Genomic DNA, 15441 nt, shown 5'->3' on the forward strand with positions numbered 1-15441 from the left:
AGGAAGTTCAGCAGGTCCCAGCCTTGCGGATTGAGCACTTCCTCCTCGTTGAAGCGGGCGGAGTCGCCCTTGTCGACGGCGGCCATCATGTCGGCCCATGCCGCCGGGAAAGTCTTGTCGCCACCGTAGTAGTCATACACCACGCGCGCAGCCGACGGCGCCTCCGGATGGATCACGTGGTTCTTGCGTTCACCGGTGTTGCGGATGGTTTCGGACAGATGGTGATCGAAGGCCAGATGCACGCCCGCAACGAAGGGCAGGTTGGTGGTGATGTCGTTGTCGCTGATGGCGATCTTGCCATCCTGCATGTCCTTGGGGTGGACGAACAGGATCTCGTCGATCATGTCCAGATGCTTCAACAAGACTGCACAGACCAGACCATCGAAATCGCTACGTGTGACCAGACGATATTTTCTTGCTTCCGACATGATTTCCCCCTCCGTTGATGAAAGTCAGGCTGCATCGCCCTGGCGCGGGCATGGCGATGCGACGAGCAATGTTACCGCGTTCGTCTGGACGCGGGAGTGAATTCTTGCAGGTCGCCGTCTCCGATTCCGCCGGCTGGTGCGGACCTCAGTCGCGCACCTTTCCCCGCATCGACTTGATCGCGCTGCGTTGGGTCTTGCTCTGCAGTCGTTTGCGCTGTGAGCTGCGGGTAGGGCGGGTCGGTCGGCGTGGCACCGCTACCGTAGATGCCAATGCCAATAAGTCCTGTAGGCGTTGCAAGGCTTCCGCCTTGTTCTTTTCCTGGCTGCGGTGCGTCTGCGCCTTGATGATGACGATCCCATCCTTGCTGATGCGCTGATCTGACGCGGCCAGCAGCCGCTGCTTGACCTCCTCCGGCAAGGAAGAGGCGTGGATGTCGAAGCGCAGGTGGATCGCACTCGATACCTTGTTGACGTTCTGTCCGCCCGCACCTTGCGCGCGGATGGCCGTCAATTCCACCTCTTCTTCCGGGATCAAATGCATGGCGATAACAGGGCCTCTGCTGGAACTCAGGCGGGATGGGGACTGGTGTCGAGCACGATCTCGATACGCTCCTTGCCTTTCCCCGTATTCTTGCGCTTGAGCCGGATCACGCCCACTTCGGCGGTGGTGCGCGGGTGCGTACCGCCGCAAGCCATGCGCGCGAATCCTTCGACTTCCCAATAGCGGCGCCCGGCCTGTTCGTCGCTGAAGGCGGTGCGGATCGGATGGCCAGCGGCGACCAGATCCCGCGTTGCCGCTTCGATTTCGGCAAACAGCGGCGCCAGGCTGGTCTCGCTGGCGAAATCCACGCGCGCCTTGTCCGGCGCGATATGCGCACCGATGCGTTCGATGCCGGGACGCAATTGGTACACCAGCTGCAACACCATCTCGGCGGCAAAGTGCAGTCGCATCAGGCGGTAGCGGCGCTCCCAGTCGATCTGCATCGTCACTGCATCGCCCAGCTGCAGGCCATGTCCGGTGGGCAGCGTGTAGACGATGTCCAGGTCGCGCTTGTCCGCGCGCAGGACGGGATGGCCGGCGAGCTTGCCGGTGTCGCTTTCCTGGCCGCCGGAAAAGGCGAAGAAGATGGTCTCGGCCACCTGGACCTGATCACCATCGACCGCGGTGATCACGGTATCGAGTTTGGTCTGGTAGGGGGCCGACCAGAAGATCTTGTGTGTCATGGATTACGGAAATAAGGAAAACAAGGGATCGCCGCATGCGGCAGCAGGAGATTCTACGCCGGAACTGCAGGCCCAAATTACAGACGAAAATCGCAGGCTCACCCGGGCAGGCAAGGCCGTTCAGGCCGGCGCCTGCTGCAGCAGCGCTTCGATACTTGCGATATCGACCTCGTCGCGCTGCGCCGGCCGCAGCAGTTCGTCCGCATAGGTCTGCCATAGCCGGCTGTGCAGGAAGTAGCGGAACAGCTCGGTATCGAGGTGGCGGTCGCGGCACATCATGGCCATGATGCGCAGGGATTCGGAGAGTGTCTTGGCCGGCTTGTAGGGACGGTCCGCCGCGGTCAATGCCTCGAATACGTCGGCTAGGGCCATGACCCGATCCTGCAGTGGCAGGCTGCCCGCCCGCAGTCCGCGCGGATAGCCGCTGCCATCCATTTTCTCGTGATGGTTGGCCGCCGTGTCGGGCACGCTCTTGAGCGACTCGGGCCAGGGCAGGCTCTTGAGCATCACCAGCGTCTGCACGATGTGATTGTTGATGGCGAAGCGGTCTTCCTCGGTCAGCGTGCCACGCCGCACGGTCAGGTTGTGCAGTTCTCCCATGTTCTGCCGGTAGCGCGGCAGCTTCATGTTGAAACCCAGCGTGTTGCGCGGGTCGCCGGGTTCGACCGCCGGACGATGTTCGTCGTCCCAGACCACCCGATGTTCCGGACGGTCGGCCAGCAGCTGCTCGGTACTCGGCAGGGTTTGCGCCGGCTGGTCGGCACGGGCGGCCGCCAGGCGCCGGGCTTCCTCATCGGCCAGGCCCAGGCTGTCGTCGAAATGGCGTTGCCAGGTCTGGGCGGCGATCTGCTGCAGCCGGGCGATGGCCTGTTCCGACATGGCTTCGCTGCCGACATTGCATTGTGCGACGAAGGCGAAGTCGTCGCGCAGTCGATTGCGGTGTTCATCCAGCCGGGCGCGCAGCGCTTCGGCCTGCGCCGGCGGCAGGGTCGGCAGCCAGGCGTGCAGCAGTTCCAGCTCGGCGTCGCGCCACAATACCTCGAAGCGCATGCGCACTTCATGGATGCGATTGTGGATCACTTCCAGCTTGGTGGCCTTGTCGACGATGTGCTCGGGGCTGGTGACCTTGCCGCAGTCGTGCAGCAGGGCGGCCAGCTGGAAGGCGTAGCGTTCGTCCTCGTTCAGGCGGAAGTCGGCGTAGCGACCTTCGCGTTCCTGCGCCAGGCTTTCCACCAGCATGATGGCCAGGTGCGGCACGCGCTCGCAGTGGCCGCCGGTATAGGGACTCTTGGCGTCGATGGCGTCGGCCATCAGGCGGATCAGGGATTCCAGCAGGGCCTTTTGCGAGGCGATCAGCTGGCGCGTCTCGATGGCCACGGCCAGCATGCCCGACAGCCGCCGCGCGAAGGCCAGGAAGCGCGGGTCCTCATGGGCGCTGTCATGCGCATGCATGAGCACCAGCAGTCCTTCCAGGGAGCCATTGCGGCCGCGCAGGTCCAGTTCCACGCGCAGCCGGTCGTCGTCGGTCTCGCGGGCCATGCCAGCGGCCGGGCCGTGCTCGTCGTAGGCCATGGTATCGGCCAGTCCGCACTGCTGGCCATAGGCCGCGGCACGTTGCATCTGGCGCTCCTCACGCTGCCACAGATAGACCGCGCCGCCGTCGCAGCGGGTGGCCTGCACGAACTTTTCCAGTACCTGCTGCAGCATTTCCTCGACGTGGATCTCGGTACTGAGAATGGCGCTGATGTCGAGGAAGGCTTCCACCGTCAGGCTGACGTGGTCCACCATCTCGGTGAGCATGTTGATTTCGCGCAGGGTGCTGCGCTTCCTGTCCTGGGTGCGGAAGTCGAAGCGCGACATGCGCCCGGCCTGTTGCGCCAGCCGTTCCATGCTGCGGCCGATGGCGCGGCCGGCCCACCAACCTAGCGGCAGGAAGGCGATCACCAGCAGCAAGGCCACCAGGACCATGGTCTTGCGGTTGCGGTCCAGTTCGCCCAGCAGTTCGTCACCGGGTGCGGCGATGAGCAGGTGCAGGGTATGGCCGTCGATGACGTTGAACGGCAGCGACAGGCCCAGCCATTCCCTGCCGTTGACGTCGTAGACGGCGCGCTGCTCGCCGGCCCTGGCCCGCAACGAGAGTTGCGACAGGCTCGGCACATCCAGCTCGGCCAGACTGCGGAAGCGGAAGTTGTCGCCGTCCTGTTCAAGCACCCGGCCCATGTCGCTGTAGGCGATCACCTTTTGCTCTTCATCCACCAGCGCCAGTTCGCTGTGCGTGGTCAGGCGCAGGTTGCCCAGGCTGGCGGCCAGGTCGTCGAGCGTCATGTCGATGGCCACGACGGCATCGCTGTTGCGCGCGCGCTGCGACAGGCTGATGCCGATCTGCCGGGTGGTGAAGAAGACGTAGGGTGCCGAGATCGAGGGCGCCAGCGAGCGGTCGGCGCGCGCATACCAAGGGCGGGTGCGGGGATCGAAGAGGTAGCCCGGCTGGTCTTGCAGGGCCAGCAGTTTCAGTTCGGCGCTGTAGAAGCGGTATTGGCCCTGCTGCTGACCGGCCGCATTGTGGGTGATCGTCTGAACCAGGAACGCCGCTGCCGCCGGCGCGCTGAAGAAGGCGCGCTGCTCGGCGCCGCGTAATGCGCGCACCAGCAGGAAGTCGCCATTCGGATAGCCGACGTACACCGCCGAGACCAGCGGATTGGCGACCATGTCGATGGAGAAGGCGGCGATGCGCGTGAGGCGCTCATCCAGATGGGTGGCCTGGGTGATCGGATCGAAGGCCAGCTGGCGCAGCGTGGCAACCGCCGGATCGATGATGCGACGCGAGCGTTCGGTCATGATGCGGCCGGAATCCTCGGCCGAGCGTTCGGCCATGTCCAGCAGCACCTGGCGCGCCCCCCACCAGCCCAGGGAGACCAGCACCACCGCCAGCAGGATCATGCCGGCCATCACCAGCGCGGAGATGCCGAAGCGCACCGGCAGGCCGGGCAGGGTGGCCTCGTCAGCGGCCGTGTCGGACAAAGGGCGTTCGGGAACAGGCATTGAGCACACAGGAACCGGGTGACATGCAGCGAAACCCGCGATGCCGTTTGCAGCGCCACATACCGGCGCAAACGGGACACGGCCATGCGGTCGAATATACCGGAATTACGTGGGGGCGGCAAAAAGCAGTTAAGCGGTTTTTCTTCCCGCTGACCGAGATTTCTAGGCAGCGTGCCAGGCAAGCGGCAGGCGCCCAGGAGCAGGCTTTTCCAGGCGGGGGAGGACATAAAAACCACACAGATGTCAACAAGTTGGAGCTATTCTTCGGATGTGGTGTACAATACGTCCTGTACTTGCATCAAGTTGTATTCTTGTTGGTTCCAATTCCGCCTGACTGTCGTTCCCTCCTCGGTCGTTCTGTTTTCTTTCCTTCGGTTTCAGTTCTTGGTTTCAAGTGCCTTTCAGGCATGTCGCCTTCATTCGTCCCAAACTTTTCCAAAGGAATCAACATGAGCACTCAAACCGGCGTAGTCAAATGGTTCAACGATGCCAAGGGCTTCGGCTTCATCACTCCTGATGCCGGCGGCGCCGACGTCTTCGCGCACTTCCAGGACATCCAGTCCAATGGCTTCCGCAGCCTGTCGGAAAACCAGCGCGTGTCCTTCGACCGTGGCGTCGGCCCCAAGGGTGAAAAGGCCACCAACATCAAGGTCATCTAAGACCTCGATCTTCGCGCAAGCGAACCCGAACATCCTCGCTGCCCGCGCCTGAACGCCAAGGTATTCCATACGTTCCGATGGCCAGGCAGGCAGCACGAAGGCATCACCCTCGCCCCGGATGAGGGCTTCCTCGGATCGGCACCAGGCAGATAGCCCGGGTCGGTCCTGGTCCGGAAGAGGGCGATGCCAGCCCTGCCAGCATCAGGGACGCAACACGATGTTGCGCCCACGATGCGCAGGCGCGGCCGATGGTCGCAGCCGCTCGCCGCATGCGGCCGTGCAGATAGCGCGGGCATGCAGCTGGCACAGCACACCGTCGGTCGATCACGGGCCGGTCCCGTGGAGCAAATAGTTAATTAAGCGCTCGTAGATGAAGTGACTGGGTCGCCCGAGATGGCGGCGCCAGGACAGACAAGACGAACACCTGGAGCACGACCGCACCGGCCAGATAGGCCGGGCCGGTCAGATCCGCGGCACCTGGCAGATAGCCCGGGTCGGGGGGAATCCAGCGTTAATCAATGAACGGCCCGCCTGATCCCAGGCGGGCTTTTTGCGTTTACGGCAGCGCAAGTTCAATCGAAACCGCGCACCCGCTCCTTGTCCATGCGCGGCAGTTCCCAATGGAAGCGGATGGCCAGCAGGCGTACCGAAAAGCCCAGCAGCAGCGAACTCAGGGTGGCGATGCGGCTGTCGATCTGCAGGTGCAGGATCAGCACATACAGGGCGCCGGTCAGCAGCGATACGCTGGCGTAGATCTCCCGCCGCAACACCAGCGGGATTTCGTTGCACAGCACGTCGCGCAACAGGCCACCGAAGACGCCGGTGACCATCCCCAGCATCACCACGATGGCCGGATGGAAGTTGCCGAAGCTGCGGGCGATGTCGCAACCGATGATCGTGAAGGCCACCAGTCCCAGCGCATCGACCACCAGGAAGGCCGACTTGAAGTGATGCAGCGCGCGCGCCGCTACCGCCGCCACAATCGCTGCGCAGACGGTGAAGGCCAGGTATTCCGGATGCGCCACCCACCCCAGCGGATAGTGACCGATCAGGATATCGCGCACGGTGCCGCCACCGAGCGCGGCTACCGTGCCGATGAGGCAGATGCCGAAGATGTCCATATCCTTGCGGATACCCATGAGCGCGCCGGAAATGGCTTCGGCGCAGATGGCGATCAGGTAGATGGTATGCAGCAGCATGGCAGGAGGGCGGGCAAGCCGGTGAAGTCGGATTGCCCGGATTATTGCATGGCTGCCCGGCCGGCGGCTGTCTGGCGCCGGCGCATGCTGCGGCAGCGGTGCCTCAGGCCGAGGTGTCGATGATGTTGCCGATCGCCTTGATCCCCGAACTGACGCTGTCGGCCACCGTGTGCACGGCCGAGGAAACGGCATCGGCGGTGCTGTCGTAGGCACCTTCGATCTCGTCGCCGACCTCGGCTGCGACCTTCTTGATCGGTTGGATGACGGTGTTGTAGAAGCCGCCGTTGCCGGAGGAAACAGAAGATACGCTCATGTGGAACTCCCTGGTTGTGAGATCGGAGGAGCCGGGCGCGTCACGTCGCAGCGCATCGCGCACGCGGCGCAGCCAGGCGGGAATTCATCATAAGCAAGCGCAGCATCCCTGCAAAGGGAGCAGACCCCGCCGCGCGCGTAAAGATATGCAATGCTGTGTAAAGCCCGGCGGGTGCGATCTCACTGCGCCAGCATCAACGCGGGATCCTGCGCGCGCGGCGAGCGCGCTGTCCCCGTCGCAGAGGCAAGGTCGTAGCTGATCTTGAATACCGACACCGCCTGGCTGAGCTTGACGGCCTGGTCGCGCAGGTTTTCGGCGGCGGCCGCCGCCTGTTCCACCAGCGCCGCGTTCTGCTGTGTGGTTTCGTCGATGGCGTTGACGGCCTGGTTCAGTTGCTCGATGCCGCCACTCTGCTCATTGCTCGCCACGGTGATCTCGGCCATGGTGACCGCCATGTTTTCCACTGCGCCACCGAGGTCGCCCATGGCCTGCGCGGTTTCCCGCACCAGCTGGTTGCCGCTTTCCACCTTCGCGCGCGAGTCGTCGATCAGCCCCTTGATGTCCTTGGCGGCGGCGGCCGAACGCTGCGCCAGCGTGCGGACCTCGGCCGCGACCACCGCGAAGCCGCGTCCCTGCTCGCCGGCACGGGCGGCCTCGACGGCGGCATTGAGCGCCAGGATATTGGTCTGGAAGGAAATGCCGTCGATCAGGCCGATGATGTCCACGATCTTGTGCGAGGCCGAATCGATCTCGTCCATGGTCTTGCCCATGCGCTGCACCGACTGGCTGCCACGCTGGGCAATGGCCGAGGCCGACTGCGCCTGACGGTCGGCATTGGCGGCGGAGTCGGCATTCTGGCGCACGGTGGCGGCGAACTGCTCGACGCTGGAGGCGGTCTCCTCCAGCGCCGAGGCCTGCGATTCGGTGCGGCCGGAGAGATCCATGTTGCCGCTGGCGATCTCGCCGGTGGAGAGGGTCATCGATTCCACATTGCGTCGCACGTCGCCGATGATGGCGCGCAGATTGACGTTGAGTTGCTGCAATGCCTGCAGCAGCAGCCCCATGTCGCCCCTGGCATCGGTATCGATACGCAGGTCGAGGTCGCCCCCGGCCAGGCCATGCACGGTCTTGATGGCACGCTGCAACGGCGCCACGATACTGGCGTGCAGCAGCGCCCACGAGGCCAGCAGCAGCAGCACGCCGGCGGCCGTGCCCAGCCATACCGCATACGGACTGCCGCCGGCACCTCGGACGGCGGCACCGGCGACGATGCCGCCCAGCAGGAACATCAGCGTCAGCACACCCATGGTCCATCCCAGCCGCCGCGCTACCGACAGCTCGCGCAATCCCTGCAGCCAGCCCATCAGCCCGGTGCGCACCACGGCACCGCGACGGATCCGCACGCCACGCGCCTGACCAGCGGAGAAGCGACGATAGGCGGCATCGGCGGCCTGCACCTGTTCCCGCGAGGGGCGGGTGCGCACCGACATGTAGCCCACGGCGCGGCCGTTTTCGCGCACCGGCGTCACATTGGCCTGCACCCAGTAGTAGTCGCCGTTCTTGCAGCGATTCTTGACCAGACCGTTCCAGGGCAACCCGGCCTTGAGCGTGGCCCACATGTCGGCGAACGCTTCACGCGGCATTTCCGGATGGCGCACGATATTCTGTGGCGCGCCGATCAGCTCGCTCTCGTCGAAGCCGCTGATTTCCACGAAGTAAGGATTGACGTAGAGGATGTTGCCCTGCAGGTCGGTCTTGGAGACGATGGACTTGCCATCCTCCAGCAACCGTTCGGTGGTGGTAATAGGTAGATTCGTGCGCATGCTGGCCCCCGTTGCCCTGGACCGCCTGACCCTGCCCAGGCCCCGGTCCTGCCGCTGTTATAGGAAGCTGCAGCGATTCTTCCCCAAGCGCCGCAGCCGTTTTTCAAGACAGGCCCTCCCAGGCCTGGCGTGGAATTCCGAGTCGGTGAAGGCGATCCATGGCGGTTCCGCAATGGAGGCTTCCCGTCAGCCTGTCCCGGCTTGATCGGGGAACCGCGGACACCACGAAGTTCTGAATCTAAACGCAGGCCCGCTTTTTTGATCCGGCGAAAAGGCAGGCATTTCCCATCGAAACCTCAAACCGGCGCACGCTCCTGCCGGGCAGGTGGGCTTTCCCCGGCGTCCTCCATCGTGCGCGGCCGGCCTTACTGGCGCGGCTGCACCTGGAACAGCACGCCTTGCGGCACCAGTTCGACCGACAGCAATTGATCGGCCACGACCTCGGTCATGCGCTGTCCGGGATTGTCCAGGGCGACGCTGGTCAGGCGGGTGATCAGGGGCAGCAGCTTGTCCTGGCCGGAGCCGATGAAGCTGCGGGCGGCACTGGAGGCGCAGATGAGGAATTCGTCACGTGCACCCTGGCTCTTGTTGGTCAGCATCACGCCCACGTTGCGCAGCTCGCCCTTCTTGTTGAGCGTGCCGATGATGGTGGTCTGGGCCGGTCCAACCCGGGTGTCGAGCACGTAGTCGTACTGGCCGGGATGCAGGCGCGCCGCGTCCAGCATGTAGAGTCGGGCCATATGCTCGGGCTCTTCCACCGCCATGTCCTTGAGCACTTCCGGCAAGCGCTGGTTGAAGCGCGTCGCGAATTCCTTGGGAGTGACGCCCAGCGTGGTCTGGGCGGCTTCATGCGCGGCCAGTTCCTGGTCGACGTGGCGGTCGCAGCCCGCACCCAGCAGGGCCAGCGTCAGCATGACGCAGGACAGGAGACGCAGCGGGGAGCGTGGGATGGGCAGCATGGTCATTGAAATGTCACTTGTTTTAGTACATTGTGCATCATTCCGGCGACATGCAACCTGTCCCAGATCAATCGTCCTGCCTGCCCCCGTGTGGGTTGGTGATAAAGTGTCGGACTGATCACAGGCCAGAGCGCATCAGCGCAACTCCCGGACAAGACGCCATGACTTCCCACTCCGCCCCATCCCCGGCGCCCACGACCACCACTGCCACCCCGGCTTCCGACCTGCACGAACTGCGCGACATCATCCGCCGCTTTTGCGACGAGCGCGACTGGCTGCGTTTCCACACGCCCAAGAACCTGGTCATGGCGCTGTCGGTGGAGGTGGCCGAGCTGATGGAGCATTTCCAGTGGCTTCCCACCGGCGCCATGCACGAACTGGACGAGGCTGCGCGCGAGGGCGTGCGGCACGAGATGGCCGACGTGCTGGTCTACCTGATCCAGCTGGCCGACCACACCGGCATCGACCTGCGCAGCGCCGTGCTGGAAAAGATGGAGCTGAACCGCCGCAAGTACCCGGTCGAGCTGGCCCGCGGCCATGCCCGCAAATACGACGCCCTGGCGGTACCGCCTGATGCGCCGGCGCTGCCCGGGCAGCCGCGCTGATCGGCCCGTTTTGCCCGCCTCCCCCTTCCTGCCGCACGGAGTCCGCCTTGAACAACTGGAATGACGGTTACGTCGTCGACATCGCCTACACCTACGGCTATTACCCGGGCATGAACCCGGCGCGGCTACCGCTGGCCTTCGCCTTCCACGGCTTGCGCGCACCGACGATCCAGACCGCCTGCGAACTGGGCTTCGGCCAGGGCCTGTCAACCAACTTCCATGCCGCCGCCTCCACCACCCGCTGGTGGGGCAATGATTTCAATCCGCTGCAGGCCGCCTTTGCGCGCGAACTGGCCGCCGCCAGCGGCAGCGGTGCGCAGCTGGAGGATTCCAGCTTTTCGCATTTCTGCCGGCGCGATGACCTGCCCGATTTCGACTTCATCGCCCTGCACGGCATCTGGAGCTGGGTCTCGCAGGACAACCGCGAGATCATCTTCGACTTCATCGACCGCAAGCTCAAGCCCGGTGGCGTGCTCTACCTGAGCTACAACACCCAGCCCGGCTGGTCGGCATTCATGCCGCTGCGCGACCTGCTGGTGCAGCACACCCAGCAGGTGGGCAATGACGAGCAGGGCCTGCCGACGGCGGCCCGCATCGATGCCGCGCTGGCCTTCGCCGCGCAGATGTTCGAGACCGATCCGGTCTACGCCCAGGCCAACCCCTTCATGCGAGATCGCCTCAAGATCCTGCAGCAACAGCCGCGCAGCTACCTGGCACACGAGTATTTCAACCGCGACTGGCATGCCGAAGCCTTCGCCGACATCCATCGCTGCCTGGCGCGCGCCGGCCTGCAGTTCGCCTGCCCGGCGCATTACATCGACCATCTCGACATGGCCAACCTGACCCCGTCCCAGCGCCAGTGCCTGGCCGGGATCGAGGATCCGGTGCTGTACCAGAGCGTGCGCGACTTCATGGTCAACCAGACCTTCCGCCGCGACTACTGGGTGCGCGGCGGGGAAGCGCTCGATGAGCGCCAGCGGGTCCAGGCGCTGGCGCTGCAGAGCGTGGTCCTGCTGACCGAGCCGGACAAGATACCGCTGACCATCCAGAACGTCGCCTCCGAGATTACCCTCAACCGCCTGATCTACGAGCCCATCCTGCAAGCCCTGTCGGATTACCAGCCCCACACCCTGGTTGACCTGGCGGCCACGCTGGCGCATCGCAACCTGAACCTGGCACAGGTGATCGACTCGGCCCTGATGCTGATCGGCACCGGCCATGCGGCACCGCTGCCGGCTGAACTCGATGCCCCCACCCAGGCCCAGATCGCGCGCCGTACCGGCGATCTGAACGCCTGGCTGGTGCAGCGCGCCGCCCTGGCGCCGGGTGCCAGCGACGAGGGCGACATCAGCCACCTGGTCAGTCCGCTGACCGGGGGGGGCGTGCGGGTGGACCGGGTCGAGCAGCTGTTCCTGCTGGCGCGCCAGCATTGCGGCGACGACGTGGATGCCTGGCCGGCCCAGGTCTGGCGCCATGTGGCGGCCCAGGGCAAGCGCCTGGTGAGGGATGGCGTAAGGCTGGAAGGCGAGCAGGAAAACCTGGCCGAGCTGGCGACCCAGGCGCGCCTGTTCGCCCGTACCCGCTTGCCGCTGCTGCAGGCCCTGCAGGTGGCATGAGGATGGGCGGTGGCGCGCGATCCGTCTTCCTCACCCATCCTCACGCCGTGTGCACGTCTTCCTGACGCTCCGCTGAAACGGAAGCCCTTGCGACATCTGTGCGTTGCGTCGCAGCGCCCGAGCCTGTAGCATTTCGCGTGGCCGCATTGCCGGCCGTCACTGCCGCGCTTGCAGCCCCGGCGCCGGAATTCTTTTAAGGAAAGTCGGTTTTCTGCCTATGTCCCTGTCCCGAACACTTCAAACACGCCTGACCCTGGCCGCCACCGGCGCCGCGTTCGTCACTGCCGCCGTCCTGACCGCCATGGCCTGGGGCGGCAGCACCCAGGGCCTGGCCGGCGCGGCCGTGGTGCTGGTGCTGCTGTCGGCGCTGCTGTCCTGGCTGCTGCTGCGTCAGCTGCTGCAACCGCTGGGCAAGCTGGAGGACACGCTGCAGAACCTGCAGAGCGAGCGTGCGCAGCTGGTGGAACAGCGCGACGACGCGCGCGTGCATCTGGAAGAAATGGAAAAGACCCTGGCCCGTGTCGGTCTGGAGGACGCCCTCACCGGCCTGGCCAACCGGCGCCAGTTCGAGCGCGGCCTGCTGGAAGAATTCAACCGTGCCGCCCGCACCAATCTTTCGCTGGCGGTGATCATGATCGACATCGACCTGTTCGACGAATACAACGCCGCGTACGGGCGCATGGCCGGCGACAAGGTGCTGCGCCGCGTGGGCAGCGCCATCCGCGATACCAACGTGCGACCGGAAGACCTGCTGTCGCGCTTCGGTACCCAGGAAATCGCGGTCCTGCTGCCCGGTTCCAGGCTGGACGGTGCGCTCATCGTCGCCGAGCGCATCCGCAAGTCGATCGAGCAACTCGACATCGCCCACAGCGCCAGCCCGACCGGACGCGTGACCATCAGCATCGGCATTGCCTCGGTGACGCCGCAGCGTCAGGTCGACGAACCGGAGACCGTCCTGCGCGAATCCGAGCAGGCCCTGGCGCTGGCCAAGGCTTCCGGCCGCGACTGCATCCGTACTACCGAAGACCTGCGCAAGGCCTAGGGCGCACGCCACCTTCGGTAAAATCAATGCCGCGCGTTGCAATGAGCAGCGCGCGGCATTTTTCATGGGCGGGTCCCGCAGCGGGAGATCCGGGCGTCAGGGTTGTTCCGGTCCCGGCACCAGGAACTTGGACTTGGCGCAATACATCTTGGCATTGGTGTCGTTGTAGACGATCTTGCTGCCGGCCTGCGACTGCCGCACCGGATAGGCCGATTCGTCCTCGGCGGTGAAGCGGATGCCCAGTGCCGCCTTGATGGCATCGGTCAGCTTGACCGGCGTGGTGTTGAAGTAGGCGCCGATGAAGTCGGCCTGGCTGCTGCTGTCGTTGACCAGGAAATCGGTGGCCTGCATGCCCCACAGCGAGACATTGGTGGCCTTGAACCAGTAGGCGCCGCCCTCGGTCTTGTACGGCGGCCCGAAGGCGGCCACCAGGTAATCGTAGAAATACTTGCTGTTGAGCTGGTTCAGGCACAGCAGGGCGTTGCCGACCTCGATGCCGAAGCTGGGTTGCGGCGCAGCCTGCGCCGGCGGCGCGCTGGCCGCGGCGCCGGCCAGCGCCAGCGCCAGAAGGCGGGTGGTCAGGCGAGATGCGATCTTCAAACGGACTCCCGGAAATTGCGGTGTTGGCGTGTTGTCTGTTCGGTCAGACAGTGCAGGCCAGGGAGTCGATTGTAGGGGGCTTTTGCCGATTTTTCCAATCGGCGCTGCATTGCCGCATTTTTCCGCGCTCACCTCCCCTGAGGCTTGCGTCGCAGGATCCGGTCGCCGCGCGCCGATGGGCCGCCAGGAAGCCCGTCTTCGCTGGCCAGGTGGCCTAGTCCGTCGAGGAAGGACGCGATCCCGGTGCCCTTGACCAGGACGCAGGGTTTGCCCAGCTTCTTGCAGGTGCTCTTGACCAGGTGATACGCGTTATGACTGATATTGCCGGAGGCGCAGATGACGATGTCGGCCGCCGCCAGCATGGGCGTGAGCCGATGCAGGTTGTCTTCGCGGCCGCCGTCGTGATGCAGGAAGCGACCATCGCGCAGTTCGATCTCGGCCCGGTAATGATTGCGGGCACCGGTCAGGCCTCCCACGCAGAGCACACAGCGGTCGCTCAGGGATACGGCGGTGCCGGCAGGATGCACAGGGCCGGCGGAGCGGACGGCAGCGGCGAAGGAGGGGGCGGCACGCATGGGCGGACTCGTCGGTAGTGGATGACGGTATCAGCCTAACCGGCAGGTCCAGCAATGCGAACGAATCAATCCGCAGCTGCATATGCGCTTTGCGTTGATCGGGGCGGCGCGAAGCGCCCGGCTCACTCGCCTGGCTGGCTGCGCGCCTGGCGCTGCATGGCACGTACGAAGTCGGGCAGGCGCCGGCCGTTGCGGTCCGGGTAGTGGCCCTGTTCGGTCATCTGCTGAACCCGGTCCAGGCGGAAGGAGCGGAAGTCCTCGCGCCGTTCGCACCATGCCGCCAGCAGCCAGGTGCCGCCGAAGAAGGCCAGCGCCAGCGGCCACACCACACGCTGGCTGGCGCGCTGCTGGGCGTCGCTATAGTGCAGCAGCAGCTTGTGCCGGCTGCCGATGGCCTGGCGGATCGCCTCCAGCCGCTCGCCCTGGCCATCGGCATCTGGTGCGGTCGGTGCAAACAGCGGTGTGGCTTCGACGAAGTCGCGTTTTTCCTTGGGCAGTGCCAGCACCACCTTGGCCAGCGCGGACGCGGCCGAGGCGCCCAACTGCGGGCCACCCCAGGCTTGCACCATGCGCATGCCGATCACCAGGGCATCGATTTCATCGGCATTGAACATCAGCGGCGGCAGGTCATAGCCCGGCTTGATGCGATAACCGACGCCGGCCTCGCCATCGACCGGCACGCCCGACAGCGACAGATCGCGGATGTCGCGATAGACCGTGCGTTCCGAGACCGCCAGCCATTGCGCCAGCTGGCGCGCCGTGGTGAGGCGGCGGCCACGCAGGTACTGGGTGATCTGGAACAGACGGTCGGCTCGGCGCATGGAGGGCAGGCGGAAATGGGATGCGCGCCATTCTGGCACGCACGCAGCGGGCTCGCCACAGACATCGATGCTGCTATGCAAGATGCGCGCATGAGGGGCAGCGGGGCGGTCGCCCGGCGTCAGTTCATGGCATGCAGCGCCATACGGTTGCCCTCGGTATCGATGAATTGGGCGATGTAGCCGATGTCATTGGGCAACTGGGTACGTCCCATGCTGATCTCACCGCCGGCGGCGCTCACGCGGTCGAGCACGGCCTGGATCGAAGGGCCGGCATCGAGGTAGATCAGGGTCCCCTGGCGGGACGGCTCCAGCCACCCCGGACCGGTCAGGCAGCCGACCGAGTCGCCGTCGTCACTTACGAAGATGGCCATCGGACCGCTATCGCTGATCTGCTCCTGGCGCAGTTGCGTGGCGAACACGGCTTCGTAGAAACGGGTGGCGCGCTGCAGATCCTTGGTGGCGATCTCGAACCAGTTGACTTGGGTTTGCATGTTCTTCTTCCTTTGCGTCGTTGATGAGGGATTTGTCATGCCGT

The 15441-nt window shown here is 65.0% G+C and carries 15 protein-coding genes and 1 pseudogene; 4 read left to right on the top strand and 12 right to left on the bottom strand.

What is annotated here, in order from left to right:
* The 4 genes and pseudogenes from VE092_RS00715 to VE092_RS00730 all read right to left on the bottom strand — a co-directional run.
* A pseudogene (locus tag VE092_RS00715) lies at nucleotides 1–428 on the bottom strand (exopolyphosphatase); the annotation flags it as partial.
* 145 nt (nucleotides 429–573) lie between these two features.
* A complete protein-coding gene (gene arfB, locus VE092_RS00720; protein WP_324872820.1) occupies nucleotides 574–969 on the bottom strand; it encodes an alternative ribosome rescue aminoacyl-tRNA hydrolase ArfB in 396 nt (131 codons plus the stop codon).
* A gap of 26 nt (nucleotides 970–995) precedes the next feature.
* A complete protein-coding gene (locus VE092_RS00725) occupies nucleotides 996–1652 on the bottom strand; it encodes an alanyl-tRNA editing protein (RefSeq protein WP_324872822.1) in 657 nt (218 codons plus the stop codon).
* 120 nt (nucleotides 1653–1772) lie between these two features.
* Nucleotides 1773–4694, bottom strand: coding sequence for an HD domain-containing phosphohydrolase (locus VE092_RS00730; protein ID WP_324872824.1), 2922 nt, complete (start codon nucleotides 4692–4694; stop codon nucleotides 1773–1775).
* A 449-nt stretch (nucleotides 4695–5143) separates the two neighbouring features.
* On the opposite strand from VE092_RS00730, the gene VE092_RS00735 reads away from it, so the two are divergent.
* Entirely contained in the window at nucleotides 5144–5353 is a 210-nt protein-coding gene (locus VE092_RS00735; protein ID WP_006461922.1) for a cold-shock protein, read from the top strand.
* Nucleotides 5354–5925: 572 nt separating this feature from the next.
* On the opposite strand, the gene VE092_RS00740 is transcribed toward VE092_RS00735, so the two are convergent.
* The 4 genes from VE092_RS00740 to VE092_RS00755 form a co-directional block, all read right to left on the bottom strand.
* Entirely contained in the window at nucleotides 5926–6552 is a 627-nt protein-coding gene (locus VE092_RS00740) for a trimeric intracellular cation channel family protein (protein ID WP_324872829.1), read from the bottom strand.
* Nucleotides 6553–6655: 103 nt separating this feature from the next.
* Complete coding sequence (locus VE092_RS00745; RefSeq protein ID WP_324872831.1) at nucleotides 6656–6865, bottom strand: protamine P1 domain containing protein; 210 nt, start codon at nucleotides 6863–6865, stop codon at nucleotides 6656–6658.
* A gap of 179 nt (nucleotides 6866–7044) precedes the next feature.
* Entirely contained in the window at nucleotides 7045–8688 is a 1644-nt protein-coding gene (locus VE092_RS00750) for a methyl-accepting chemotaxis protein (protein WP_324872833.1), read from the bottom strand.
* A gap of 365 nt (nucleotides 8689–9053) precedes the next feature.
* The gene (locus VE092_RS00755) at nucleotides 9054–9653 is read right to left on the bottom strand and encodes an attG domain containing protein (RefSeq protein ID WP_324872835.1); all 600 of its coding nucleotides are present in this window, start codon (nucleotides 9651–9653) and stop codon (nucleotides 9054–9056) included.
* 155 nt (nucleotides 9654–9808) lie between these two features.
* Between VE092_RS00755 and VE092_RS00760 the strand changes: the two genes are divergently transcribed.
* From VE092_RS00760 to VE092_RS00770, 3 genes are all read left to right on the top strand, one after another.
* Nucleotides 9809–10252 (top strand): nucleotide pyrophosphohydrolase, encoded by a 444-nt coding sequence (locus VE092_RS00760; RefSeq protein WP_324872837.1) that lies wholly within the window; start codon nucleotides 9809–9811, stop codon nucleotides 10250–10252.
* A gap of 47 nt (nucleotides 10253–10299) precedes the next feature.
* A complete protein-coding gene (locus VE092_RS00765; RefSeq protein WP_324872839.1) occupies nucleotides 10300–11868 on the top strand; it encodes a methyltransferase regulatory domain-containing protein in 1569 nt (522 codons plus the stop codon).
* Between the two features lie 217 nt (nucleotides 11869–12085).
* Entirely contained in the window at nucleotides 12086–12910 is an 825-nt protein-coding gene (locus tag VE092_RS00770; protein WP_324872841.1) for a diguanylate cyclase, read from the top strand.
* A 96-nt stretch (nucleotides 12911–13006) separates the two neighbouring features.
* Here the strand turns inward: VE092_RS00770 and VE092_RS00775 are convergent, their stop codons facing one another.
* The 4 genes from VE092_RS00775 to VE092_RS00790 form a co-directional block, all read right to left on the bottom strand.
* Nucleotides 13007–13510, bottom strand: coding sequence for a hypothetical protein (locus VE092_RS00775; protein ID WP_324872843.1), 504 nt, complete (start codon nucleotides 13508–13510; stop codon nucleotides 13007–13009).
* A gap of 128 nt (nucleotides 13511–13638) precedes the next feature.
* On the bottom strand, nucleotides 13639–14085 hold the full coding sequence (locus tag VE092_RS00780) for a DUF2325 domain-containing protein (protein WP_324872845.1): 447 nt from the start codon (nucleotides 14083–14085) through the stop codon (nucleotides 13639–13641).
* A 122-nt stretch (nucleotides 14086–14207) separates the two neighbouring features.
* A complete protein-coding gene (locus VE092_RS00785) occupies nucleotides 14208–14906 on the bottom strand; it encodes a YafY family protein (RefSeq protein ID WP_324872847.1) in 699 nt (232 codons plus the stop codon).
* Nucleotides 14907–15025: 119 nt separating this feature from the next.
* Nucleotides 15026–15397, bottom strand: a complete 372-nt coding sequence (locus VE092_RS00790) for a VOC family protein (RefSeq protein ID WP_324872849.1) — start codon at nucleotides 15395–15397, stop codon at nucleotides 15026–15028.
* Nucleotides 15398–15441 lie beyond the last annotated feature (44 nt).

Origin of the sequence: Herbaspirillum sp., from assembly GCF_035644555.1 — a bacterium.
Lineage (GTDB): Bacteria > Pseudomonadota > Gammaproteobacteria > Burkholderiales > Burkholderiaceae_D > Herbaspirillum.

Bases quoted from the DNA above. Each gene is read 5' to 3' on its own strand.
- VE092_RS00725 (WP_324872822.1), bottom strand. From the start codon at position 1,652: ATGACACACAAGATCTTCTGGTCGGCCCCCTACCAGACCAAACTCGAT.
- arfB (WP_324872820.1), bottom strand. From the start codon at position 969: ATGCATTTGATCCCGGAAGAAGAGGTGGAATTGACGGCCATCCGCGCG.
- VE092_RS00745 (WP_324872831.1), bottom strand. From the start codon at position 6,865: ATGAGCGTATCTTCTGTTTCCTCCGGCAACGGCGGCTTCTACAACACC.
- VE092_RS00755 (WP_324872835.1), bottom strand. From the start codon at position 9,653: ATGACCATGCTGCCCATCCCACGCTCCCCGCTGCGTCTCCTGTCCTGC.
- VE092_RS00785 (WP_324872847.1), bottom strand. From the start codon at position 14,906: ATGCGCCGAGCCGACCGTCTGTTCCAGATCACCCAGTACCTGCGTGGC.
- VE092_RS00780 (WP_324872845.1), bottom strand. From the start codon at position 14,085: ATGCGTGCCGCCCCCTCCTTCGCCGCTGCCGTCCGCTCCGCCGGCCCT.
- VE092_RS00750 (WP_324872833.1), bottom strand. From the start codon at position 8,688: ATGCGCACGAATCTACCTATTACCACCACCGAACGGTTGCTGGAGGAT.
- VE092_RS00790 (WP_324872849.1), bottom strand. From the start codon at position 15,397: ATGCAAACCCAAGTCAACTGGTTCGAGATCGCCACCAAGGATCTGCAG.
- VE092_RS00740 (WP_324872829.1), bottom strand. From the start codon at position 6,552: ATGCTGCTGCATACCATCTACCTGATCGCCATCTGCGCCGAAGCCATT.
- VE092_RS00730 (WP_324872824.1), bottom strand. From the start codon at position 4,694: ATGCCTGTTCCCGAACGCCCTTTGTCCGACACGGCCGCTGACGAGGCC.
- VE092_RS00760 (WP_324872837.1), top strand. From the start codon at position 9,809: ATGACTTCCCACTCCGCCCCATCCCCGGCGCCCACGACCACCACTGCC.
- VE092_RS00770 (WP_324872841.1), top strand. From the start codon at position 12,086: ATGTCCCTGTCCCGAACACTTCAAACACGCCTGACCCTGGCCGCCACC.
- VE092_RS00735 (WP_006461922.1), top strand. From the start codon at position 5,144: ATGAGCACTCAAACCGGCGTAGTCAAATGGTTCAACGATGCCAAGGGC.